This window comes from Haloferax mediterranei ATCC 33500 (assembly GCF_000306765.2).
Classification (GTDB): domain Archaea; phylum Halobacteriota; class Halobacteria; order Halobacteriales; family Haloferacaceae; genus Haloferax; species Haloferax mediterranei.
Genome location: NC_017941.2, coordinates 1500556 through 1522409 on the forward strand (window position 1 = coordinate 1500556; position 21854 = coordinate 1522409).

Genomic DNA, 21854 nt, shown 5'->3' on the forward strand with positions numbered 1-21854 from the left:
GTTACTCCACGTAACCGAGGCTCTTCAGCGTCTCCTCGACGTCGCGTTGGTCGGCGCGGTTGTCGCCAACGTCTGTCGCGGTCGACGGACCCGTTTCGACCGGTCGGTCAGCGGTTTCACCAGCGAAGAGTTGCGATAGGACCGACCCGTCGGCGTCCTCCGGTATGGGAACTCCGAGATAGTGGAGGATGGTCGGCGCGAGGTCGTACAGCGTCGGGTCGATGGACACGTCGCCGTCCGCAATGTCGTCACCCCATGCGGTGAACACACCGTGGTGTCGGTGGGTCGCAAGCCAGACCAACTGCTCGCCGAATACATCACCGCCGAGCGATTCGGGGGCATCGACGCCGGTCGTGTATTCGACGAGGAGGTCCGGCGAGAGCGGCATCGAACCCGTGTAGATGTCGGCGGGGTCGTGGACGGCCTCGGACACGGGCGTTCCGTCGGGCGTTTCGAGCGACTCGAACGCCGCGGTAAGGTCGGCGACGTACGCGTCCTTGTCGGCGTCGGAGTCGAACGCGCGGTCGTTGACGTAGACCGGACCGCGGCCGAGCGAGATGGCTTTCGTCTCGTCCCAGTCGATGGCGGCGTCCTGAATCGAGACACGACCGCTCTCGCTCGGGAACCACCGCTGGACCGATTCGGGGACGACAGCCTGTGCGAGGCTGACGAGACCGAGCGTATCGACCACGCGCTTGAGCCGTTCTTCGGTGAGTCCGACCGACGCGAGGAGGTTCCGAGACGACTCCTCTTTCACCACGAGGTCGTCGCGCTCGGCGAGCCATTGGTTGACGAGGAACGTTTCGTCGATTTCGACGAAGCCGTGGTCACTCATCAGGAAGACCGCCTCGGTGTCGTCGCGGTCGAGGAGTTCGCCGAGGCGAGCGTCGATTCGCTCGTAGAGTCGGCGGATGTGGTCCGGGCGGTCCCAAAGGCGGTGCTGGACGGTGTCGGTGATGAATACCGTCGTGTGCACGAAGTCCCGGTCGCGCTCCGTTGCCAACCACTCGGCGGCGTCGAAACGTTGGTCCGCGAGCGTCTGGGCCTCCGCTATCAGTTCGTCCGGCGACGCCTCGCTGAGGACGAGGTTGGGTTTGACCCGGTACGAGGGAATGGCATCGAGAAGGTCGGCTTTGAGCGACGCGGGCGAAGTGAACTCGCCGCGCTCCGAGGCGGGGCTTCCGGCGATGGTGAGCACGCCGTCTGTCGTCCGCGGCGGGTGCGTCGTCGGCATGTTCACCACGCCCGGTTTCACGCCCGCATCGACGAGCACGTCCCAGTACTCGCGCGACCGGAAGTCCGAGGAGTCGTTCGTCGAGATATCGCAGGTGTCGTGGTCGAACGAGAACCACTCGTAGACGCCGAGTTTTCCGGGTGTCTTCCCCGTGGAGTAGCACTTCCACGCGGGGAACGTAATCGGCGGCAGTGTACTTTCGAGGTCGGCATCGACGCCGCCCGAACAGAGGCGTTCGAAGGCGGGGAGGGCTCCGTCGTCCATCCACCGTCGGAGGAGCGACCAATCGGCCCCGTCGAGTCCGACGACGTATACGGTCATGGATTGAGTCTCGTCGGTAGACGTTTAAAATTCTTCGAGTACACTGGCGAATGCCGCTCTGAACGCGTCCTGTCTCGGTTCGGCGTCGAACGTCGCGCCGCGCGCGCTTGCGTTTTCGGAGAGGCGACGACGCTCAGAAGTCGTTCGGTCGAAGTACGTCGCCACGCCGTTCGCAATGTCCGACGGCGTGGGTTCGACCACGAGCGAGGGGTCGAGTTCACGCGCTTCGGATTTCGTTCCCGTCGCTTCGGTCACGACCGGTGGGAGTCCAGCACGCATTGCTTCGAGCACGCTCACTGGGAAGGTGTCCATGCGCGACGGTTGGACGTACACCGAGGCCGGGCCGAACGCGTCTTCGAGGGCTTCGACGTAGCCGCGGACGGTGACTCCCTCGGTCCGTTCGTACGATTCCGGATGTCCGCCGCCGACGACGTGGAGTTCGGCCTCGGGGTGGCGCTCTCTGACCATCGGCCACGCCTCGACGAGCAGGTCAACGCCCTTGTATCGCTCCGGTCGGCCGACCGTGACGGCGACCTTGCTCTCGATATCCGGTGTTACCGAGCCGAGCGCCTCGAACACGTCCGGTTGGACGAAGGGGTGCGAGACGGCCATCGGCGTGTCTTCGCCGACGATAGGGCGGGTGAAGTCGGCCGCGAAGTCGGAGACGGCGACCACGCCGTCGATGTAGCGCGACCCAATCGTTCGGACGAGGGGCTGGCCGAACCGACCGACGAGCGATTTCACCGCCGAACTTCCCTCGAAGTCGTCGCGGCCGAGACTGTACAGTCCGTGGTCGGCACAGAGATACACGAGCCTGGAGCCTCGAATCACGCGGTTGACCAGTGCGGCGTAGAGCGGTCGAGAACCCTCGACGAGGTAGACGTCGTATTTCGGGGCACGAACACCGTTGACCACGTCGGCGGGGATACCGTCACCGAGGATATCTGGTGAGAAGCCGCGAAAGTCGATGAGGTCCGCGCCGATGGCCTCGGCGAACCCCCGGTGTGCCGGGTGCGGGTCCTGAAAGAGCATGGCCACGCGAGCGGAATCGAGGTCCATAGTATATCCTGAACGAGTCGCGGCATCGGATAAAAAGGAAGCGGACGTTCGGGAGATGGCGGTGTCGAAGTTCGTTCTCCGAGATTGGTTGATTCCGGGGGACGGTCCGTCGTGCAAAGGTGTTTTGAATATCGTGACAACGACACGCACAGGCGATGACAGATATTTCAACTTATCATTGGGGAGAACTAATCAGACAATATGGTCTCTCTCCGCCGCCCGAACGTCGTCCTCCTCATTTTTGACACGCTTCGAGTGGATGCGCTCTCCTGTTACAGTGGCGACGCCGTCGAGACGCCGAATATCGACCGCGTCGCAGAAGAAGGAGTCCAGTTCGAAAACGCGTTCTCCGCGGGGCCGTGGACACCGCCCGCACACGGGACGCTTTTTTCGGGACGCTGGCCGTCCGAAACCGGATTCACCGGCGGCATGCCGTGGATGGACGAGGACGTGCCGCTTCTCGCGGAGGTACTTCGAGACAACGGCTACGACACCGTTGGCGTCCCCGGCCCGGCGAAGATGGCGTCCGCGACGGGACTCGACCGCGGATTCGACTGGTACTACGAGGCGTACGAAGCGGTTGCCGAGCGCCCCTCAACGGCGTGGTTCAAACAACTCCTCACCGACCCGGCTATCCGGCGCGACTTTATCCGGATGCTAACTCGCGGCAACGACTACTACAACGAACTCCGAATCGAGAAGTTCCAAGAGGGTATCGCGAAGACGACGAACCCGTTTTTCGGGATGATGAACCTCACGACCGTCCACGCCCCGTACGACCCGCCGCGTCCGTACAAGGAAGCGGAGACCCCGGAACTGTCCCGGCCTCGACTCCCGATTCTCGAAGAGTTCACCACGAGCGGGGGCCTCGACCGTGACGACGTTCGAGAGGACCGCGTGTTCGACGTTGCTGACGGCGAACACATCCAAAACATCCGACTGCGCTATCTGGAGGACCGCTCGTACGTGACCGATACCGAACTCGGCATCGTCGAGCAATGGTACGACGCCTCAGTTCGCTACCTCGACGACCAGGTTGGTCGCGTCCTCGACTGGCTTGAAACAGCGGGGAAACTGGACGACACGGTCTTGATTCTCACGAGCGACCACGGCGAATACTTCGGTGAACACGGTGGATTGAGTCACGGCGACTTCCTGTACGACGAGGTCATGCACGTCCCGCTTCTCATCTCTGGGCCGGATATCCCGTCGGGCGAGACGCGCGAGGACTTGGTATCGCTCGCGGACGTGTTCGCAACCGTGTGTGGGTGTTGTGATATCGAGTGCCCGCCGACATCCGGTATCGACCTCTTCGGCGACGAGACGCGCGACGTCGTGTTCGGTGAGCGCGCGCCGACCGACGAACGCGAACTCACGGCCGCAGACGAAGTCTCAGAGGAGACGGTTGCCGCGCTCGAAATGGGACGAAAGAGCATCCGAACGACCAACTACCGATTCGAAATCCGTTCGGACGGGAGTGAAGCGCTCTACGAACTGCCGAGCGAAACGGTCGTCTCTGACCCCGACCCCGAACTCGTCGAGTCGCTTCGAGACCGTCTCGTTGACACGCTCGGCGTCGAGTTCGACGGGGACGACGGCGGTGACCGAGAGTTCAGCGACGCGGTCGAGCGTAACCTCCGTGAGTTAGGCTACCTCGGGTGAGCGAGACGGGGTAAGCGGGAGGGAGAACACAGGACACCGGGTCAGCCGAACGAGAGTTTTTTACATACTATGGTCGTCGTCGCCAGTATGCGCACGCTACTCGTTGGCCTCGACGCGGCCTGTGCGCCGGTCCTCGACCCGCTCTTCGAGGACGGCGCGCTGCCGAATCTTGCATCTCTCTTCGAGGACGCGGCGACTGGCCCGCTCCGGTCCCAAATCCCTCCATGGACCGCGAGCGCGTGGCCGTCGCTGTACACCGGGAAGAACCCCGGCAAACACGGAGTGTTTGATTTCCTCGCGTTCGACGGCTACGACTGGGACGTGGTCAATGGCTCGGACGTGAAGGCCCGAACGATGTGGGATTACCTCGACGAGAACGACCTGTCGAGTGTCGTCGTCAACGCCCCCGTCACGCACCCGCCGCGGCATATCGACGGCGCCGTCGTTCCGGGCTATCTCGCCCCCGACGAACCCGACTGCCACCCAGAGGGAATCCTCGACGACATCCGCGAGGCAGTCGGCGAGTACCGCGTCTACGCCGAACGCGAGACCGACGAACGCGTCGATGACGACGCGAAGTTCCGCGAGTACCTCCGGCTCACAGAACTCCGCGGGGAGACATTCCGCTACCTCGCAGACCGCTTCGACCCCGACTTCGGGTTCGTCCAGTTCCAGAAGACCGACGCCGTGTTTCACGACTTTCCCGGCGAGTTGGACAAAGCCCGCGAAGTCTACGAAATCGTTGACGAGCAACTCGGCGAGATTCTGTCGGCCTGCGACCCCGATGTGGTCGTCGTCGCCTCCGACCACGGCATGGGAGAGTACGACGGCCACGAGGTCCGCGTCAACGAGGTCCTTCGACAGGAAGGCTTTCTGGACACCGCTACCGACGGTCGCGGCGTTCCCTCGTGGTTCCAAATCAAGGACGAACGACTGGTTGACGGCGACGACGAAGCAGACGGCCCGACGCTTCTCGAACGCCTCGCCGTCGTCGCCGCCAAGGGCGGCCTGACCTACCAACGCGGGAAAGCCATTCTCGACCGCCTCGGTCTCGCCGAGTTCGTCGGGAAACACGTCCCCGTCAGCGCGGTCTTCGCCGCCAGCGAGAGTGTCTCGTTCGAGTCGTCGAGCGGCTATCTCCGGTCGGGGTCGGAACTCGGCGTTCGACTGAACGTGGACGGACGCGACCCCGCAGGCGTTATCCCCGAATCGGAGTACGAGTCCGTCAGAGACGACATCATCTCGGTGCTCGACGCGCTGACCGACCCCGAGGGACGCCCCGTCTTCGACGAGGTCGTTCCACGCGAAACGTACATTCACGGCCCGTACGCGGACGACGCGGTCGATATTCTGTGTGTCCCACGCGACTTCGAAAACTCGCTTTCGGTCCACGTCGGCGACGCGTTCGGCGCGCCGGAGCCGTGGAATCACAAACCGGACGGCATCGTCGCCGTCGCGGGCGACGGTGTTGACGCGGACGCTGACCTCTCGGATGCGCACTTGTTCGACGTCGCGCCGACGGTGCTCTCCACGTTCGGTATCGCGCCGGACAAGGAGATGGACGGCACGACGCTCCCGGTGGTCGAGGGTGTTACACCGGAATCGTACCCCGAGTTCGAAGTCGAAGCGCGGATGCAGACCGACGACGAGTCGGTCGAAGAACGACTCGCAGACCTCGGCTACCTCGAATAACCGAGTGAAAGACTGCCACACAAATCACCCGTGAGCGAGGCGGTAACAAACGAACGGAGTGACTGAACCGGTAACGACCGAACTATTTTTCATCGACGCACACGCCTCACAGGACGATGATTGTCCTCGGCCTCGACGGTGCCACCTTCTCTCTTATTCGCCCCTGGGCAGAGGCTGGTGCACTTCCGACGTTCAGCAGATTGCTGGACGAGAGTATCCATGGAGAATTAGAGAGTACAGTCCCCGAAATCACGGTCCCCGCGTGGCCCGCATTCGCCACTGGACGGGACCCCGAATCGTTCGACATGTACGGCTTTACCCACTTCAACCGCGACACCAACGAACTCGATTTGAGTCACGACGAGTTCGTCCGCGGCAAGATGTGGGACGCGGTAGACGACCAAGGCGGACGAAGCGTCGTCTTCAACATCCCCGGGTCGTACCCGTGGCAGGCTATCGAAGGCGCGATTATCGCCGCCGCGCCGGAGTACAAAGAAGAGTATTCCCACCCGCCGGAGAAGTGGGACGAACTCACCGAACTCGTCGATGGGTACAAGCTTCGAAACGACAAGGTTCCGGGGTCGCTCGACTACGTCGACCTGAGTCTCGAACTCGTCGACAAACGGTTTACCGGCTTCGAGCACTTCATCGAGTCCGAAGACCCCGACCTCGCAGTTGGCCTGATTCGGGCGACAGACCGCGTTGCTCACCACTACTGGGAGACGGAAGTGTCGGACGACAACGCACTCTTGCAGGTGTACAAGCGAGTTGACGAACGTCTCAGCGAGTTCCTCGAAAGGCACGATGACGAAGATATCGTCATCATGAGCGACCACGGCTTCGAGAAAGTCACCGGCAAATTCATGCCGAACAAGGTACTCGCCGACGAGGGATTCGTCCACCTGACGGACTCCGGAGACAGCACGAAAGCGGCGCTCGGGAGACTGAAAGACGTCGCTAGCACCGTTCTGGGTAAGGTTGGTCTCCTGTCGTTCGCCCGGAAGATGGTCTCTGAGGAGTTCGTAAACGACCTCCCGTCGGGCGACGCGCTCAGCCTCAACAATGCCATCAACCTCGGTCGAATCGACTTCGACCGAACCAGGGCCATTGCCGACATCGGGCAGAAGACGACGCTCGTGTACGCGCTCTCGGACGACGAATCGGAGATTCAGACGATTTGTGACGAAGCGAAAGCGGCGCTCCACCGGGGCGCGACCGATGCCGGTCTCGACGTCTCGTTCAAACGTCTCGAACGCGGTGGTCCCCACACGCCCGACCTCGCGATGATAATCGAGACACCGGAAATCCACGCCTCGTCTCGACTCGATGCCGACTCGACGCTCGTCGAGGTAGATACGAGCGGGCACGCCCGCGATGGGATTTTCTTCGCCACGGGTCCGTCGTTCGAGACGGGAACTATCGAAGGTGCACACATCACGGACGTCGCGCCGACGATTCTCCACACCCTCGGCTACGAGATTCCAGAACTCACGACCGGAACGGTCCTCGACGTGTTCACATCCGATTCCGAACCCGCCGGTCGGTCGCCGGAATATTACGACTTCACTGGGTCCGATGCCGTGACCGGCGGCGGCCTGTCGGGTGACGAAGAAGGAGAAGACGAGGTGAAAGATAGGCTCCGTGAACTCGGGTATCTCGAATGAAAGTCGGTGCCGAGGTTTCCAAGCGGTTCATCACCAATGTCCTCGGCACACTCGCCGGTTTTCTCGGAACCATCTACTTCGCCCGCGTACTCGGTGCCGAGGGTATCGGGGTGTTTGCCATCTTCCAGAGCATCCAAATGCTCATGGGGGCCACCTTCGGGTTCGGCATCTTCGTCACGGTCACGAAGTTCGTCAGCGGGAGCGACGACGAGGCGCGCCACTTTACCGCCGCGCTGTTCATCGTCGCCCTCGGCGGCCTGCTTTCGGCGGTGGTGTCGGTGCTGTTCCGCGCCCCGATAAACGAGACGTTAGGCGTTGACGCCGCGTTGTTACTCCCGTTGGGCGTCGTCAGTTGGAGTCTGTTCAGAGTGACCGGCGCGTTTCTCGAAGGAAAAGGTCGCGTCGCACTGAGCGGGATGCTAGAGAACGGGCGGTACGTCGCTATCGTCGGTCTCCAGACAGTCTTCGTCGTTGCCGGGTTCGAAGTCCTTGGTCTCCTGTGGGGACTGATTCTCGGCCAACTACTCACGTTCGTCGTCGCGTACTTCGGCTTCGCACGGGTTCGTCCCGCGCTCCCGACACGCGAGACCCTCTGGACGTTCGTGTCGTTCTCCAAGAACACCTATATCCAGTCGCTCGCGGGCCAGTTCTTCAAGCAGGCGGACTACATCGTCATCGGTCGGTTCCTCGGCCCGGGTGCGGCGGGTATCTACCGCGTCTCGTTTACTATCTCCGAGTCGTCGATGCTGTTTTCGGCCGCTCTTTCGAAGGTGTCGTTCCCCGAGTTCTCCAGACTCACATCCGAAGAGCGACACGAACAGATTCAGCGACTCTTCGACCGTGTCGTTGCCTACAGCGGCGTGTTCTCGATTCCGCTCATCGCAGGGGCGCTGGTGGTCGGAAACGACCTTCTACGAACGGTCTATCAGATTACCCCGGGAACGGTTGGCATCCCGTTCGTCGGTGAGATAGGTCTCGCGAGCGCGCTCATTGCGACGCTCGCGCTGGCAAACCTGTTCAACGGCTACCGCGGGACGCTCGACAGTTACTTCTTGGGCATCGACAAGCCGCGACCGGTCGTCCTCGGGAGCCTCGCGCTCATCGGAACGTACGTCGTCCTCGTCTACCCGCTCACGATTCGATTCGGTGCGCTTGGTCTCGGGTGGACGACGGCCGTTAGTTTCCTTGCGTGCGTGGGCGTGCTGTCAAGCACGTTAAACTATCGTCCGTCCGTCTCGTCGCTGACCGACGTCGGGGCACAGTTATTCGCCGCAGGAGCCATGTATCTCGCAACCGCGGCGCTGACGGCCGTTCTCGGTGGTGCGTCGGGCGTGCTCCGGCTCACAACCGTGATTCTGACGGGGGCGGGCGTCTATTTCGCGCTTCTCGTCGTGTCGAGTTCGAGCATCCGAAACGACGTGTTCTGGATTGCAAAGGACCTCTACGAGGGCCGTACCTGAGTTATCGTCCGACGCAAGGGTCTCTATCATAAGGCTTATGCGCGTTTTCCCAGTCCATCGAAGCGATGAGCGCAGACACTGAGCGCATCGAGGACTCCGGCTCAAAGTCGGTCCTCGAACTCGCCAAAGACTGGTATCACGTTCCCGCCCTCCTCGTGATACTGGTCGGTATGTTGACCCTTCGTCTTCGGTCGTACAGTAACTTCATCAGAGGTGGTGAAGTCCTCTTCTCAGGAAACGACGCTTGGTATCACCTTCGCGAGGTGACGTACACGGTCCAAAACTGGCCATCGACGATGCCGTTCGACCCGTGGACGTACTTCCCGTTCGGGACGAGTGTCGGACAGTTCGGGACGATTTACGACCAAATCATCGCAACCGCAGCCCTCGTCGTCGGTCTCGGGAGTCCATCCCCTGACCTCGTCGCGAAGACGCTGCTCGTTGCACCGGCAGTCTTCGGTACGCTGGTCGCCATCCCGACGTTCCTGATTGGACGCCGTCTCGGCGGCCGCACCGGCGGTCTCTTCGGCGTTCTCATTCTGGCGCTGCTTCCGGGGACGTTCCTCCGGCGTGGTCTCGTCGGCTTCGCGGACCACAACATCGCAGAGCCGTTCTTCCAGGGCTTCGCCGTCGTGACGGTCATGATTGCCCTCACAGTTGCGAACCGCGAGAAGCCGGTCTGGGAACTCGTCGCCGCCCGCGACTTCGATGCCCTCCGTTCGACACTGATTTGGTCGGCACTCGCAGGCGTCGCCATGGCTATCTATATGTGGTCGTGGCCGCCGGGTGTGCTCCTCGTCGGTATCTTCGGTCTCTTCTTGGTCCTGCAGATGGTCGCGGACTACGTCCGCGGCCGGTCTCCGGAACACGTCGCGTTCGTCGGTGCGGTTTCGCTCGGCGTGACGGGACTCTTGATGTTCGTCCCGCTGCACGAGATGTCCTTCAGCGCGACGAGCTTCAGTCTGCTCCAGCCTGTCGTGTCGTTCGTCATCGCACTGGGCGCTGTCTTCCTCGCCGCACTGGCTCGCTTCTGGGAGAACAACGACGTTGACGACCGCGGCTACCCAGTCGCCGTCGGCGGACTGGCGGTCGCCGGTATCGTCCTGATTTCCGTCGTCCTCCCCGACGCATTCAACAGCATCGCGCGGAACTTCCTCCGCACCGTCGGTTTCAGCGCCGGTGCGGCGACGCGAACTATCGGTGAGGCACAGCCGTTCCTCTCATCGAGCACGCTACAACGGACGGGTATGACGGCAGCCGAACGCATCATGTCCGAGTACGGGTTCACGTTCTTCACCGGACTTGTCGGTGCGATTTGGCTCGTCGGCAAACCGCTCGTCAGTGAGGGCGATACCCGCAAGGTCGGATACGTCTTCGGTAGTCTGGCAGTCATCGGACTCATCTTCTTGGCTCCGGCTATCCCCGCCGGAATCGGCGGACTCGTCGGTATCGATTCCGCACTCATTAGCCTCGCCATCGTCACGGCGATTATCGTCGGTGCGGTGCTGCAGGCAGACTACGAGAGCGAACATCTCTTCGTTCTCGTCTGGGCGGCCATCATCACGTCCGCCGCCTTCACGCAGGTTCGTTTCAACTACTACCTCGCAGTCGTGGTTGCGGTGATGAACGCGTACCTGCTCCGCGAGATTCTCTCGTTCGATGTCATCGGCCTCGCCGATGTGGACCGCCTCGAAAACGTCTCTCTCGGAACGGTCGCTGTCGTTGCGGTTGCGCTGCTCCTCATCCTCACGCCGGTTCTCATGGTTCCGATTCAACTCGGGAACGCCGGAACCAGCAGTAACGCACTGGAGTCGGCGCGGAGTGGCCCCGGCGGGGTTACGCAGTGGCAGAGCACCTTCGATTGGATGCAGAACAACACCCCCGAAGAGGGTGAGTTCGGCGGCGCATCCAACGAGATGGAGTACTACGGAACGTACAAGGCGACGAACGACTTCGAGTACGCGGACGGAACCTACGGCGTCATGTCGTGGTGGGACTACGGTCACTGGATTACGGTCCTCGGTGAGCGAATCCCGAACGCCAACCCGTTCCAGCAGGGCGCAAAGGAGGCGGCGAACTTCCTCCTCGCGCCGAACGAAACGCAGGCATCCAACGTCCTCGCAGAACAGAGCGAGGAGGGTAACGAGACCCGCTACGTGATGGTCGACTGGCAGATGGCCTCGACCGACTCGAAGTTCGGTGCACCCACCATCTTCTACAACAAGCAGAACGTCAGCTCGAGCGACTTCTACAGCGCGTACTACGGTCTCCAGCGGCAAGACGGACAGGAGCGACTTGTCTCCTCGACGACTCTCAAAGACCAGCGCTACTACGAGAGCCTGATGGTGCGCCTCTACGAGTACCACGGGAGCGCCCGCAACCCATCGCCAATCGTTGTCGACTGGGAAGAGCGTACCTCTCGGGATGGGTCTACCACGTTCAAGGTGACGCCGTCGGACAACAAGCCGGTTAAGTCGTTCAGGACTATGGACGCCGCAAAGGCGTACGTCGCAAACGACACGACCTCCCAGATTGGCGGTCTCGGTGCGTTCCCTGAGGAACGCGTCGCCGCCCTCGAACACTACCGTCTGGTGAAGTCGTCGAACAGTACGGCGCTACGCTCTCAGTCGTACTACAACTCGATTGCCAGCGCGGGCAGAACCTACGGCATCCAGCCACGGGCACTCCTCGGAAACAACCCCGCGTGGGTCAAGACGTTCGAGCGTGTCCCCGGTGCAACGGTCGAAGGCGACGGTGCCCCGGCCAACGCGACGGTGACTGCACGTGTCGAGATGCGCGACCCCGTCTCGGGGACGACGTTCAACTACACGCAGCAGGCGCAGACCGACGCGAACGGTGAGTTCACCATGACGCTGCCGTACTCCACGACGGGCTACGACGACTACGGTCCGGACAACGGGTACACGAACGTCAGCGTCCGTGCAGTGGACGACTACACCTTCACCGGACCCACGTCGTTCGAAGGGAACAACACCTTCGTCACCTACCAAGCAACGAACGTCTCCGTCGAGGAAGGCCTCGTCAACGGTGCTGAAGACGGCACCGTACAGGTCTCCCTCGAACAGACCGAACAGGAGATTACGCTGAACGAGTCGTCCTCGGACGATTCGAGTTCGGACGACGCAGAAACGAACGAGTCGACGTCCGCGTCCATCGACGCCGGTTCGGTTCCGGCTGTCGCCGCGTAAAGGCCGGACGAAGACGACTCGACCATTTTTTCGCAGTCTCACTTCGGATAACGGTGGACTGATATTCTTCGCCGAAGAGAAGTTGACAACGAAATGTCGAAGCACTCTGACGAGCGTCCTGCTCTCTTTTCGTGGCTCGTCGTCTATCTAAAAGGTGTCAGTATGGGAGCCGCAGACGCCGTTCCCGGCGTCTCTGGCGGTACCATCGCGCTCATTACCGGCATCTACGAGCGGCTGATTGGTGCCGTGACGTCTATCACACCAGGGCGAATTAAGCGAGTACTCGCCGGTGTCGTCCCCGGGAACCGAGACGATGCGATTGCGGCGATGCGCGAGGTCGACATCGGGTTCCTCCTTACCCTCGGTGCGGGTATCGCAACCGCCATCGTCACTATCATGCGGGTCCTCGAAATCGCCATCGAGCAACAGCCGGTGCCGACGTTCGGGTTCTTCTTCGGCCTCATCGCGGCGTCGGCGGTCGTCCTGTACGCGCAAGTCTCCCTCGACGGGCCGCGTCAAATCACGGCCGCAGTAGCCGGATTCACCGTCGCGTTCGTTGCTTCGGGTACCGCCGGAAACGCGTTCGGCCACTCGCTTCCCGCGATAGCAATCGCCGGAGCCATCGCCGTCAGCGCGATGATTCTTCCCGGCGTCTCCGGGTCGCTCATCCTGTTGATTCTCGGCCAGTACAAGTACATGAACGGGATGCTCAACTCGTTCATCGACAGCCTCATCAACGTCGTCAACGGCGGTTCGGTCTCTACCGTCGTCGAATCGGGTACCGTCGTCGCCACGTTCATGACCGGCGCGGTCGTCGGCCTGTTCACCATCGCACACGCCGTCCGCTGGGCCCTCGAACACTACCGCCGTGCAACCCTCGCGTTCCTCGTGAGTCTCATCGTCGGTGCGCTCCGCGCACCCGTCGTAAAAAGTACCGAAGAACTCACCAAGTCGGGGCAATCCTGGACGACAGAACTCTTCATCCTCTTCGCCGTTTCAGCGGTTGTCGGGGCGGCGTTCGTGCTCATCGTCGACCACTACACGGACGCCATCGAGTCATAGAACGTCGAAACAGCTGAAAACGTGGTTCGAGAAGGCAGGCCCACGTCACTCGTGGACTATAACTCCTCACTCGCGCGCGACGGCGATATTCCGGACAGAACCACCACAATTGGGGCACATCGGCAGGTGCGTCTCACTGACCGTTCGTGTCCGGCACGAACGGCACTCGTAGTAGCCCTCTGTCGCGTGATAGTCGTCTATCACTGAATTATGCACTGGCATGTCAATGGATAACATACCACAGTTTGTAAATGTTTCCCTGAAACACACAATATTAGTTTATAATCCAAAACCATACCAACTATTCCCGTATATAAGTTGGCTAATAACCTACTGAAAGACCATACTTTAATATTATTGGGTCATTCACCGACGGGCGACGCAGATAAACGTCTCGTGTCGCGTCTCACCGTGTGTAACGGTGAATCCGACCGATTCGAGAGCGTCCGTGGCATCACCGAGTCCGAATCGTTCGTCGACAGGTGGCCCTGCCTTCCCTTCACCAGACGTGGACCAATCGACCACAACCACGGTGCCGCCCGGCCGGACGACTCGCGCGAGTTCGGCCAGTGATTCGTCGGTCGCAAACTCGTGGTACGTCATGGTCGAAAACGCTGCATCGAGGTCTTCATCGTCGAACGGAAGGCTCGCAACGTCGGCGGTGACGAACTCGACGTTCTCTGGTGCCCCCTTCTCGCGGTAGAAGTCGTGCATTTCCTCCTGTACGTCGACAGCGTACAGCGTTCCGACGTATGGGGCCACGTCGTCGGTGAAGAATCCGGTCCCGCTCCCGAGGTCGGCGATGGCGCTCTCCGGGGACGGCCCCAAGTGCGACAGCAGCTCTTCGCGAGAGACGAACCGGTATCTCTCGGGGTCGTCGAGTTTGGCCGCCGCGTCGATGTCGAAGGTGTGAAAGCCCATAGCTTCCCTCGGGTCGGAGACCGGTAAGTCCCATCGGTTGCGGAGGTCATGTGTTCGTTTTATGCACAACACCAGCGACGGGTTCCGTTTCTCGGACCGTGAATCTGCCGTCGACGATGGGCTTTTTTGCTCCGGCGGACAGTCGTTCACGTATGGAACCCCAACTTCGACGGCCCACGCGACGCGCTTGCGAGCGCTGCGGTCGGGTAGAACGCTGGGACGAGGATGCGGCGACGTGGGTCGTCGCATCCGAAGACGGCGAAAAACAGGTGGGCAGTCCGTACTGCATCCACGAGTGGGATATCAACGGCCGCTTTGCACCCTTCGAAGAGCCAGCCTGAACTGAAGCGGGTCTGAAAGCCCTGAAGGTTCCCGAATACCTGAAGCGTATTTGAGATGCCGACAGTCTACATCACTGCACCGCCCTCGTCGGCGGACGAACTCGCTCGGACGCTCGTCGAAGAGCGACTCGCAGCCTGCGTGAATCGCGTTTCCTGCGACTCGGTTTACCGCTGGGACGGAGACGTACACGACGACGAAGAGACGATTCGACGAGGCACACGTCCTCGACGCGTACGCCGCGTGGGTCGAAGGTGAAGTACAGTAAGACCGACGTAAGACCGACTCCGGCGTCGAAACCGACTATTCTCGAAGCGCGTCGAGCACCGAATACGTGCCGTCCATGTACGATTCCTCCAGTACCTCGTCGGCCGCTGCTTTGGCTACCTCGTCGGCGTTGGCGACGGCGTAAGATTGCCCCACGACGCGGAACGTCGAGGCGTCGTTCTCGCTGTCGCCGATGGCGACGAAGTCCTCGGGGTCGTAGTCTATCGTCTCACAGACGTGTTCGAGACCGACACCCTTCTCGACGCCGTGTGATTTGACGTGGTAGGCGAATCCCGTGTCGATGACTTCGAGGTCGAACGCGTCCGCGACATCTCTCAGGAGTGCCTCGTCAGCGTCGAGGCTGACGGCGATTTCGGTCTCGCGCCAGCGGTTGACGGTGTCGGCGGTACCCCATCCGAGGTCGCCGCCGCGAGCGACGAACTCGTCGGCGACGGCTTGTGCGGCCTCGCGGTTGCCCGCGTAGGTTACCTCGCCGTCGACGAGGACGACCCCGCCGTTTTCGGCGATGACGGTTTCGGGAAGTCCGAGGTAGTGACACAGGGAGACCGGGTAGGGAAAGGCCTTGCCGGTGGCGAGAATGACGGGCGCGTCCCACGACGGGAGCACGTCGAAGGCTCGGGGGTCGAGTCGACTCTGTGCGTCGGTGAGCGTCCCGTCGATATCGAGTACCAGCGGTGGAACCATACCCGTGGTTTAGAGAGCGGGGAAAAAGAGTCAGCGGTCGAAAGTAGGAAGTGTCGACACTCGGGTTCCTCGGAGTTCAGTGATTCGTATCGATGAGTCCGCGGAACGCCAACGTCGAAAAGTTCGGGATGGGACGCGTCGCCGGACGGCCCGGCCCATCCGTCGAGTCGCGCTCGGAGACGCGGCGAACGATTCCGAGGTCCGAAAGTTCGTAGAGAACGCGTCTGATAGTCGCTTCCGACAGCGACACGGTCGGTGTCGATGCGATTGCCTCCGTCGCCGCCGAGACCGACGCTGTGTCCTCGTCGTCGAGTTCGACGAACGCCCGAAGCACGTGATGGCGACTGTCCGGGAGGGCGAAGACGCGACCCAGCGAGCAACCATCCTCCGGAACCGCGTCCATACCGGCGTCGACGTACTCGGCACCGATGGTGTCCGCACCGTCTGTCGCCGCCAACGTGGTCGCACCGTACAGCGCCGAAAGCGCGTCGTGGGCGTCCCCGTCAGCCCACGCGGCAACGTTGCTCGTCACCTCGTGAGTGAGCGCGTTGCGCGCGACGCCATCGGAAGCACGCGCGACGAGGATGTCGACGAGGCTGTGTCGCTCGTATTTCGGAACCGAGACCGACTGGATTCGCTCAGCGGTTTCGCCGTCGAGCGGTGTTCGACCGACTGTGAGAACCGAGAAATTCGGTGACACCGCTTCGAGGGCTTCGATGGCCGTCATCGCTTCGTACGTCTCCGGCTCGCCAACGTGGTCGACTGCGACGACCGCGCGTTCGTCGTAAGAGACCCGCCTCGCGAGTCGGTCGCGCAACGCCTCGACGCCGACCCCTTGCGACGGGATTGATTCTTCGGACAGCGCATCGAGGGTCGCATGGAGGAGCGCGAACTCAGTTGATGCATCGCGGGCGTCGATATACGCGAACGAAGTCGTGGGTGCCCCGGCAGTACGGGTGGTCGTATAGATGACCGACTGCTGGGATGGGACGACGCGCGAGAGATGTTCGAAGAGCGTCGTCACGACGGCGGACTTTCCTGCCCCTTTGGGACCGTAAATGTGGGCGTTCGGCGGAAGGTCACCGTCGAAAATCGGGTCGAGGTGGTCGAGAATCCGCTCGAGTGTTGGGCCGCGACCCGTCGGTTCGTCCGGGTGGGCAGTCGGGTCTAACGCACTCAGGTCTCGAACGAGGCGACGTCTTGTTCCGCCACGTTGCCGCCGTCGGGTGATTCTGTCTTCGAGTCGCATGACGTAGGTGTGTCTCGTCTCAACGATATCCGGTGCACGAATAAAAACCGAACTACTATCACGTTTAAGCATGTTTGATGAGAACATAGAACACGATTTCTCCCGAATATCGTCATTTCAAAGACAGTTGAGAGGTTCCTAAATACGCGTGGTGAGCAATTGCCCGTAACTAATATGAACAATAATTTTGAATTATATTCGGCCTTTCAAATCGGTTTACAAACGCCAATATACGGTATTCTACGGGCGGTACGTTGGCAACCACCCGTCGAAAGTGGTCCGAGTACTGAGACAAATCGAGGGTAAGATGAGTGAAGGTAAAATAAAGTGCCGTCGGTCCTACCTCACGAAAGACAGATGAATAAATCGCCGAGCGTCCTCGTCATTGGCGGGGGGTCGACTGGTACGGGCATCGCACGGGACCTCGCGATGCGCGGGCTGGACGTGACCCTCGTCGAGAAGGGGAACCTCACACATGGGACGACGGGGCGGATGCACGGGCTCCTCCACAGTGGAGGACGGTACGCGGTGTCCGACCAGGCATCGGCCAAGGAGTGTATCGTGGAAAATCGCGTCCTGCGACGAATCGCGGGACACTGCGTCGAGATGACGGGCGGGCTGTTCGTCCAGCGCCCCGAAGACTCCGACGAGTACTTCCAGAAGAAGTTAGAGGGCTGCCGCGAGTGCGGCATCCCCGCCGAAGTCCTCTCACCCGAAGAGGCCCGCGAGATGGAGCCGTACCTCGCGAAGGACATCAAACGCGCCATCAAGGTCCCTGACGGCGCAGTCGACCCGTTCCGGCTCTGCGTGGCGAACGCCGCGAGCGCCGTCGAACACGGCGCGCGCGTCGAGACGCACTCGGAAGTCACGGACGTGCTGGTCGAAGACGGCGAAGTCGTCGGCGTCGAAGTGACCCACCAAACTGGGACCGGACCATACGTTCACGGGAACCCCGGCGAAGTCGAAGAGATATACGCCGACTACGTCGTCAACGCGACCGGTGCATGGGCAGGTCAGATTGGCGATTTCGCCGGCGTCGACGTCGAAGTCCGGCCATCGAAGGGTGTCATGACCATCATGAACACCCGACAGGTCGACACGGTCGTCAACCGCTGCCGACCGAAGGGTGACGCGGACATCATCGTACCCCACGAGACGACGTGTATTCTCGGGACGACGGACGAAGAGGTCGAAGACCCCGAAGACTACCCCGAAGAAGGCTGGGAAGTCGACCTGATGATAGAGACGCTCTCGGAACTCGTGCCGATGCTGGAAGACGCGCGGACGATTCGGTCGTTCTGGGGCGTCCGCCCGCTGTACGAGCCGCCGGGAACGGGCACGGAGGACCCGACGGACATCACGCGCGAGTTCTTCCTTCTCGACCACGCCGACCGCGACGACCTGCCGGGCATGACGAGCATCGTCGGCGGGAAACTCACGACCTACCGGATGATGGCCGAGAAGATTTCCGACCACGTCTGCGAAAAACTCGACGTCGAAGCCGAGTGCCGCACCGCCGACGTGCCGCTTCCGGGCAGCGAGGACTTCTCCGTCCTTCGTGACTACATGGACGACTTCGGCCTGCGCTCGCCGATTGGCCGTCGCTCGGTCCAGCGACTCGGCTCGCGCGCCGACGACGTGCTCAACAGCATCGACCCGAACCCGGTCGTCTGTGAGTGCGAGGCCGTCACTCGCGCCGAGATTCAGGACGCACTGGACACCGCGGGCACGGACCTCAACTCCGTCCGCATTCAGACGCGCGCCTCGATGGGCAACTGTCAGGGTGCAATCTGTTGTCACCGGATGGCGAACGAACTCGCCCCCGAATACGACGAAGCAATCGTCCGTTCCTCGCTCGACGACCTCTATCAGGAGCGCTGGAAGGGCGAACGCCACGCCATGTGGGGCGAACAACTCTCGCAGGCCGCGCTCAAGCACATGCTCCACGCGACGACGATGAACCGCGACGAAGACCCCGCGACAGCCGAGACGGACCTCGACTTCGCGGCGTTCGACGACGGCAGTCCCTCCGACGGAGGGAACACGTCGGATTCCACATCCGGCGGCGCTGTCGCCGACGGCGGTCGTGTAGCTGCCGACGACGAAGGAGGTGCCAATGGCGATAACTGACGACGTGCTCGTCATCGGCGGCGGTATCGCCGCCTGTACGGCCGCGCTCTCGGCCGCAGAGACGGGTGCTCGCGTCCGACTTCTCGCACACAAGAAGAGTACGCTCCGGCAGGCCAGCGGTCTCGTGGACGTGCTCGGCTACGCTGGCGACGAGGGTCCATTCTCGGACCCCTACGCCGGTCTCGACGCACTCCCCGAAGACCACCCGTACCACATCGTCGGCGAAGACGGCATTCGCGACGGACTTCGCCTCTTCGATGAGGCTGTCGGCGACGCCTATCAGGGCGGTCACACGGACACGAACGCGCTCGTCATGACCCACGGCGGCGCGGTGAAGCCAACTGCTCGCTACCCCGAGTCGGTCGCACCCGGTCTCGCCAGTTCGTCCGGCGACATGCTCCTCGTCGGGTTCGAGAACCTGACTGACTTCGACGCCCCCGTCGCGGCCGACCACCTCACGGCCGCTGGCGTTCCGTTCTCGGTCCGCGGCGTTACCCTTGAGTTCCCCAAATCGTTCCGCTCCGACGCGAAGGTAACGCGCTTCGCAAAGGCGCTTGACCGCGACGAGTCCGTAGATGGCGGAACGGCTCGGTCCGTCCTCGCCGACGCCATCGACGCCGAACTGGACGGCGAGACTCGCGTCGGGTTCCCGGCGATGCTCGGCGACGACCACGACGACGAGGTCCGCGACGAACTCGCAGACCGACTCGGCGTGCCCGTCTTCGAAGTCCCGACCGGCCCGCCGAGTCTCCTCGGTCTCAAACTCGAAGATATGCTGTTCGACGCCCTCGACGAAGCGGGCGTCCGCATCTCCGCTGGCAACCCGGCGGTCGATTTCGAGGCCGAAGACGGGCGTATCGAGACGGTCATCGTCGACCAGAAAAGCCGCCGAACGCCCTACGAGGCCGACCAAATCGTCCTCGCGACGGGCGGACTCGTCGGGAAGGGAATCGATTCGGACCGCGAACACATCACCGAACCCGTCTTCGGGTGCCACATTCCGCACCCCGAGGACCGCTATGAGTGGTCCGAACCCGAAGCGTTCGGAAGTCACGCATTCGCGCGCTTCGGCGTCGTCCCCGACGACGAACTGCGCCCGACCGACGAAGACGGAGCGGTACAGTTCGAGAACCTGCGTGCGGCGGGCGGCGTCGTCGGCGGCGCCGACATCGCACGCGAAAAATCCGCGAGCGGCGTCTCGCTTTCGACCGGCGCGGTCGCCGGACGCCTCGCGGGAGAGGAGGCAACCCAATGAGCGACGCAGAGTCACCGACAAATCCGAACCTCAACCCCGGCGCACAGACAGACGACTTCGAAGCGGTCGAGGTGTTCCCCGAGAGCACCGACATGGACCTCCGACCCGGCGCGGACAACTGTTACAAGTGCACCGCCTGTGACGTGTCCTGTCCGGTCGCGGAAGTCGACGACGAGTTCCCCGGTCCGAAGTTCCAAGGCCCGGAACAGTGGCGTCTCAAGCGCAAAGACGACGAACCCGTCGACGACTCCATCATGTCGTGTTCGAACTGCATGCGCTGTGACGACGCCTGTCCGTCGGGCGTCCCGCTCAGCCAGATGCACAACACGGCCCGCGGCGAGTACGTCGAAAAGGAGATGGACAAACTCTCGCGGGAGTACATCCGCAACCGCATCCTCGCCAACTACGGGACGCTCGCCCAACTGGGCAGTATGTTCCCCCGCCTGACGAACGCCATGATGGGGAACTCGCTCGTCCAGATGGTCAACGAGAAAGTGCTCGGTATTACGTCCGAACGTGACTTCCCCGCGTTCGCCACGCAGACGTTCCGCGAGTGGTGGAACGAACGCGGCGGCCCGAAGGTCCGCTCCGAAGAAAAGCGCGTCGCCTACTTCCACGGCTGTTACTCCAACTACAACACGCCCGAAGTCGGCAAGGCGATGGTGCGCGTCTTCGAGTCGTTCGGCTACGAAGTCGTCGTCCCCAAGCAGCGCTGTTCCGGGACGCCGATGTTCGCAAACGGGATGTTGGAGGACGCAAAACGCGCCGCCGGTATCAACGTCGAGAACTTCTCCGGCCTGCTCAACGAGGGCTACGATGTCATCGCGTCGTGTACCTCGTGTTCGATGTCGCTCCGCCAGGAGTACCCCGAACTGTTCGACATCGACGGCATCAAAGACGTATCCGAACACACCTACGAGGCGCTCGAATACCTCCGCATCCACGAGAACCTCGAAGACGAGCTTCGAGAAGTGTCCGTCGACGACCAGTCGTTCGCCTACCACGCGCCGTGTCACGCCCGCAATCAGGGTCTCGACCGGCAGTCAGTCGAACTGTTCCGTGAACTCGACGGCGTCGAAATCGAGGACGTGGGCGACTCCTGTTCCGGCATCTCCGGTACCTACGGCTGGAAGGAAGAGAAATACGACAAGTCGATGCAAATCGCTGCCGACATGTTCGACCACATGGAGCACGCCCAAGGCGACGTCGGGATGACCGAGTGTCCGACGTGTTCGATGCAGATGGAACACGGCACGGGCTACGACATCAAGCACCCGCTGCAGCTCCTCGAAGAAGCGTTAGTCTGAGACGCGCAGGAGAGCGCGCACCCAAAGCGGTTGGCAGTCGCCGCCGCTATCGACCTTGCGTCCAGTTCGAGTCAGCAGGCGCACAACGACATACATACACAAAATCCGCTGAAAACTCGATAAACCGGTAGAATAGTTTCTGTTACGACTGATCTAGTTCGTCAGTGACGAACGCGTAGGGTCTGTCCACCCCGACATTTCGAAAACATAACTATTAGGGGTGGGCGTACGAAATGTTTTGCCGATTATCCCTACGTAGAGTGCCTCTCCAACGGAGTTATCTATTCGAGGTAGTTAATCGGGAGTAAAGAAAGATTT

At 61.8% G+C, this 21854-nt stretch carries 16 protein-coding genes and 1 pseudogene; 11 read left to right on the forward strand and 6 right to left on the reverse strand.

The genetic code is table 11. The features are described from left to right. Position 1 precedes the first annotated feature (1 nt). Positions 2–1555, reverse strand: a complete 1554-nt coding sequence (locus HFX_RS07760) for an alkaline phosphatase family protein (RefSeq protein WP_004056869.1) — start codon at positions 1553–1555, stop codon at positions 2–4. Positions 1556–1579: 24 nt separating this feature from the next. Continuing rightward, positions 1580–2614, reverse strand: a complete 1035-nt coding sequence (locus HFX_RS07765) for a glycosyltransferase family 4 protein (RefSeq protein WP_004056868.1) — start codon at positions 2612–2614, stop codon at positions 1580–1582. A gap of 201 nt (positions 2615–2815) precedes the next feature. On the opposite strand from HFX_RS07765, the gene HFX_RS07770 reads away from it, so the two are divergent. The 6 genes from HFX_RS07770 (at position 2816) to HFX_RS07795 (ending at position 13363) form a co-directional block, all read left to right on the forward strand. After that, positions 2816–4276: a sulfatase gene (locus HFX_RS07770; RefSeq protein ID WP_004056867.1), complete on the forward strand. Its 1461-nt coding sequence runs from the start codon at positions 2816–2818 to the stop codon at positions 4274–4276. Between the two features lie 69 nt (positions 4277–4345). Continuing rightward, positions 4346–5968: an alkaline phosphatase family protein gene (locus HFX_RS07775; protein WP_004056866.1), complete on the forward strand. Its 1623-nt coding sequence runs from the start codon at positions 4346–4348 to the stop codon at positions 5966–5968. A gap of 116 nt (positions 5969–6084) precedes the next feature. Further along, positions 6085–7632 (forward strand): alkaline phosphatase family protein, encoded by a 1548-nt coding sequence (locus tag HFX_RS07780; protein WP_004056865.1) that lies wholly within the window; start codon positions 6085–6087, stop codon positions 7630–7632. Then, positions 7629–9092, forward strand: coding sequence for a lipopolysaccharide biosynthesis protein (locus HFX_RS07785; RefSeq protein ID WP_004056864.1), 1464 nt, complete (start codon positions 7629–7631; stop codon positions 9090–9092). The genes HFX_RS07780 and HFX_RS07785 overlap by 4 nt, the downstream gene beginning before the upstream one ends. Before the next feature lie 65 nt (positions 9093–9157). After that, positions 9158–12301 carry an oligosaccharyl transferase, archaeosortase A system-associated gene (locus tag HFX_RS07790; RefSeq protein WP_004056863.1) on the forward strand — a complete coding sequence of 1048 codons (3144 nt, stop codon included), beginning with the start codon at positions 9158–9160 and terminating at the stop codon, positions 12299–12301. A gap of 93 nt (positions 12302–12394) precedes the next feature. Then, on the forward strand, positions 12395–13363 hold the full coding sequence (locus HFX_RS07795) for a DUF368 domain-containing protein (RefSeq protein ID WP_004056862.1): 969 nt from the start codon (positions 12395–12397) through the stop codon (positions 13361–13363). Between the two features lie 66 nt (positions 13364–13429). Here HFX_RS07795 and HFX_RS19650 read toward each other — a convergent pair whose 3' ends face one another. Together HFX_RS19650 and HFX_RS07800 are read right to left on the reverse strand one after the other, a co-directional pair. Further along, positions 13430–13585: a rubrerythrin-like domain-containing protein gene (locus HFX_RS19650; protein ID WP_137685670.1), complete on the reverse strand. Its 156-nt coding sequence runs from the start codon at positions 13583–13585 to the stop codon at positions 13430–13432. Between the two features lie 144 nt (positions 13586–13729). Beyond that, positions 13730–14284 carry a class I SAM-dependent methyltransferase gene (locus tag HFX_RS07800; protein WP_004056861.1) on the reverse strand — a complete coding sequence of 185 codons (555 nt, stop codon included), beginning with the start codon at positions 14282–14284 and terminating at the stop codon, positions 13730–13732. Between the two features lie 152 nt (positions 14285–14436). Between HFX_RS07800 and HFX_RS07805 the strand changes: the two genes are divergently transcribed. Together HFX_RS07805 and cutA are read left to right on the forward strand one after the other, a co-directional pair. Further along, a complete protein-coding gene (locus tag HFX_RS07805) occupies positions 14437–14625 on the forward strand; it encodes an HEWD family protein (protein ID WP_004056860.1) in 189 nt (62 codons plus the stop codon). A 55-nt stretch (positions 14626–14680) separates the two neighbouring features. Then, positions 14681–14833 (forward strand): annotated as a pseudogene (cutA, locus tag HFX_RS07810) (divalent cation tolerance protein CutA); the annotation flags it as partial. A 93-nt stretch (positions 14834–14926) separates the two neighbouring features. On the opposite strand, the gene HFX_RS07815 reads toward cutA, so the two are convergent. Both HFX_RS07815 and HFX_RS07820 read right to left on the reverse strand, forming a co-directional pair. Further along, entirely contained in the window at positions 14927–15595 is a 669-nt protein-coding gene (locus HFX_RS07815) for a phosphoglycolate phosphatase (RefSeq protein ID WP_004056858.1), read from the reverse strand. Between the two features lie 76 nt (positions 15596–15671). After that, complete coding sequence (locus tag HFX_RS07820) at positions 15672–16844, reverse strand: Cdc6/Cdc18 family protein (protein ID WP_004056857.1); 1173 nt, start codon at positions 16842–16844, stop codon at positions 15672–15674. A 357-nt stretch (positions 16845–17201) separates the two neighbouring features. Between HFX_RS07820 and glpA the strand changes: the two genes are divergently transcribed. Genes glpA through HFX_RS07835 form a run of 3 tightly spaced genes read left to right on the forward strand, consistent with a single transcriptional unit; the run spans position 17202 to position 21536 of the window. After that, positions 17202–18974 carry an anaerobic glycerol-3-phosphate dehydrogenase subunit GlpA gene (gene glpA, locus HFX_RS07825; RefSeq protein ID WP_004056856.1) on the forward strand — a complete coding sequence of 591 codons (1773 nt, stop codon included), beginning with the start codon at positions 17202–17204 and terminating at the stop codon, positions 18972–18974. Beyond that, the gene (gene glpB, locus HFX_RS07830) at positions 18961–20229 is read left to right on the forward strand and encodes a glycerol-3-phosphate dehydrogenase subunit GlpB (protein ID WP_004056855.1); all 1269 of its coding nucleotides are present in this window, start codon (positions 18961–18963) and stop codon (positions 20227–20229) included. Before glpA ends, glpB begins: the two co-directional genes overlap by 14 nt. Beyond that, the gene (locus HFX_RS07835; protein WP_004056854.1) at positions 20226–21536 is read left to right on the forward strand and encodes an anaerobic glycerol-3-phosphate dehydrogenase subunit C; all 1311 of its coding nucleotides are present in this window, start codon (positions 20226–20228) and stop codon (positions 21534–21536) included. Before glpB ends, HFX_RS07835 begins: the two co-directional genes overlap by 4 nt. The last annotated feature ends 318 nt before the right edge of the window (positions 21537–21854 follow it).

What these genes read in the sequence shown, in the direction of transcription:
- HFX_RS07820 (WP_004056857.1), bottom strand. Translation starts at nt 16,844, where the DNA reads ATGCGACTCGAAGACAGAATCACCCGACGGCGGCAACGTGGCGGAACA.
- HFX_RS07780 (WP_004056865.1), top strand. Translation starts at nt 6,085, where the DNA reads ATGATTGTCCTCGGCCTCGACGGTGCCACCTTCTCTCTTATTCGCCCC.
- HFX_RS07785 (WP_004056864.1), top strand. Translation starts at nt 7,629, where the DNA reads ATGAAAGTCGGTGCCGAGGTTTCCAAGCGGTTCATCACCAATGTCCTC.
- HFX_RS19650 (WP_137685670.1), bottom strand. Translation starts at nt 13,585, where the DNA reads ATGCCAGTGCATAATTCAGTGATAGACGACTATCACGCGACAGAGGGC.
- HFX_RS07790 (WP_004056863.1), top strand. Translation starts at nt 9,158, where the DNA reads ATGAGCGCAGACACTGAGCGCATCGAGGACTCCGGCTCAAAGTCGGTC.
- HFX_RS07815 (WP_004056858.1), bottom strand. Translation starts at nt 15,595, where the DNA reads ATGGTTCCACCGCTGGTACTCGATATCGACGGGACGCTCACCGACGCA.
- HFX_RS07770 (WP_004056867.1), top strand. Translation starts at nt 2,816, where the DNA reads ATGGTCTCTCTCCGCCGCCCGAACGTCGTCCTCCTCATTTTTGACACG.
- glpA (WP_004056856.1), top strand. Translation starts at nt 17,202, where the DNA reads ATGAATAAATCGCCGAGCGTCCTCGTCATTGGCGGGGGGTCGACTGGT.
- HFX_RS07835 (WP_004056854.1), top strand. Translation starts at nt 20,226, where the DNA reads ATGAGCGACGCAGAGTCACCGACAAATCCGAACCTCAACCCCGGCGCA.
- HFX_RS07795 (WP_004056862.1), top strand. Translation starts at nt 12,395, where the DNA reads ATGTCGAAGCACTCTGACGAGCGTCCTGCTCTCTTTTCGTGGCTCGTC.
- HFX_RS07805 (WP_004056860.1), top strand. Translation starts at nt 14,437, where the DNA reads ATGGAACCCCAACTTCGACGGCCCACGCGACGCGCTTGCGAGCGCTGC.
- glpB (WP_004056855.1), top strand. Translation starts at nt 18,961, where the DNA reads ATGGCGATAACTGACGACGTGCTCGTCATCGGCGGCGGTATCGCCGCC.
- HFX_RS07760 (WP_004056869.1), bottom strand. Translation starts at nt 1,555, where the DNA reads ATGACCGTATACGTCGTCGGACTCGACGGGGCCGATTGGTCGCTCCTC.
- HFX_RS07800 (WP_004056861.1), bottom strand. Translation starts at nt 14,284, where the DNA reads ATGGGCTTTCACACCTTCGACATCGACGCGGCGGCCAAACTCGACGAC.
- HFX_RS07775 (WP_004056866.1), top strand. Translation starts at nt 4,346, where the DNA reads ATGGTCGTCGTCGCCAGTATGCGCACGCTACTCGTTGGCCTCGACGCG.
- HFX_RS07765 (WP_004056868.1), bottom strand. Translation starts at nt 2,614, where the DNA reads ATGGACCTCGATTCCGCTCGCGTGGCCATGCTCTTTCAGGACCCGCAC.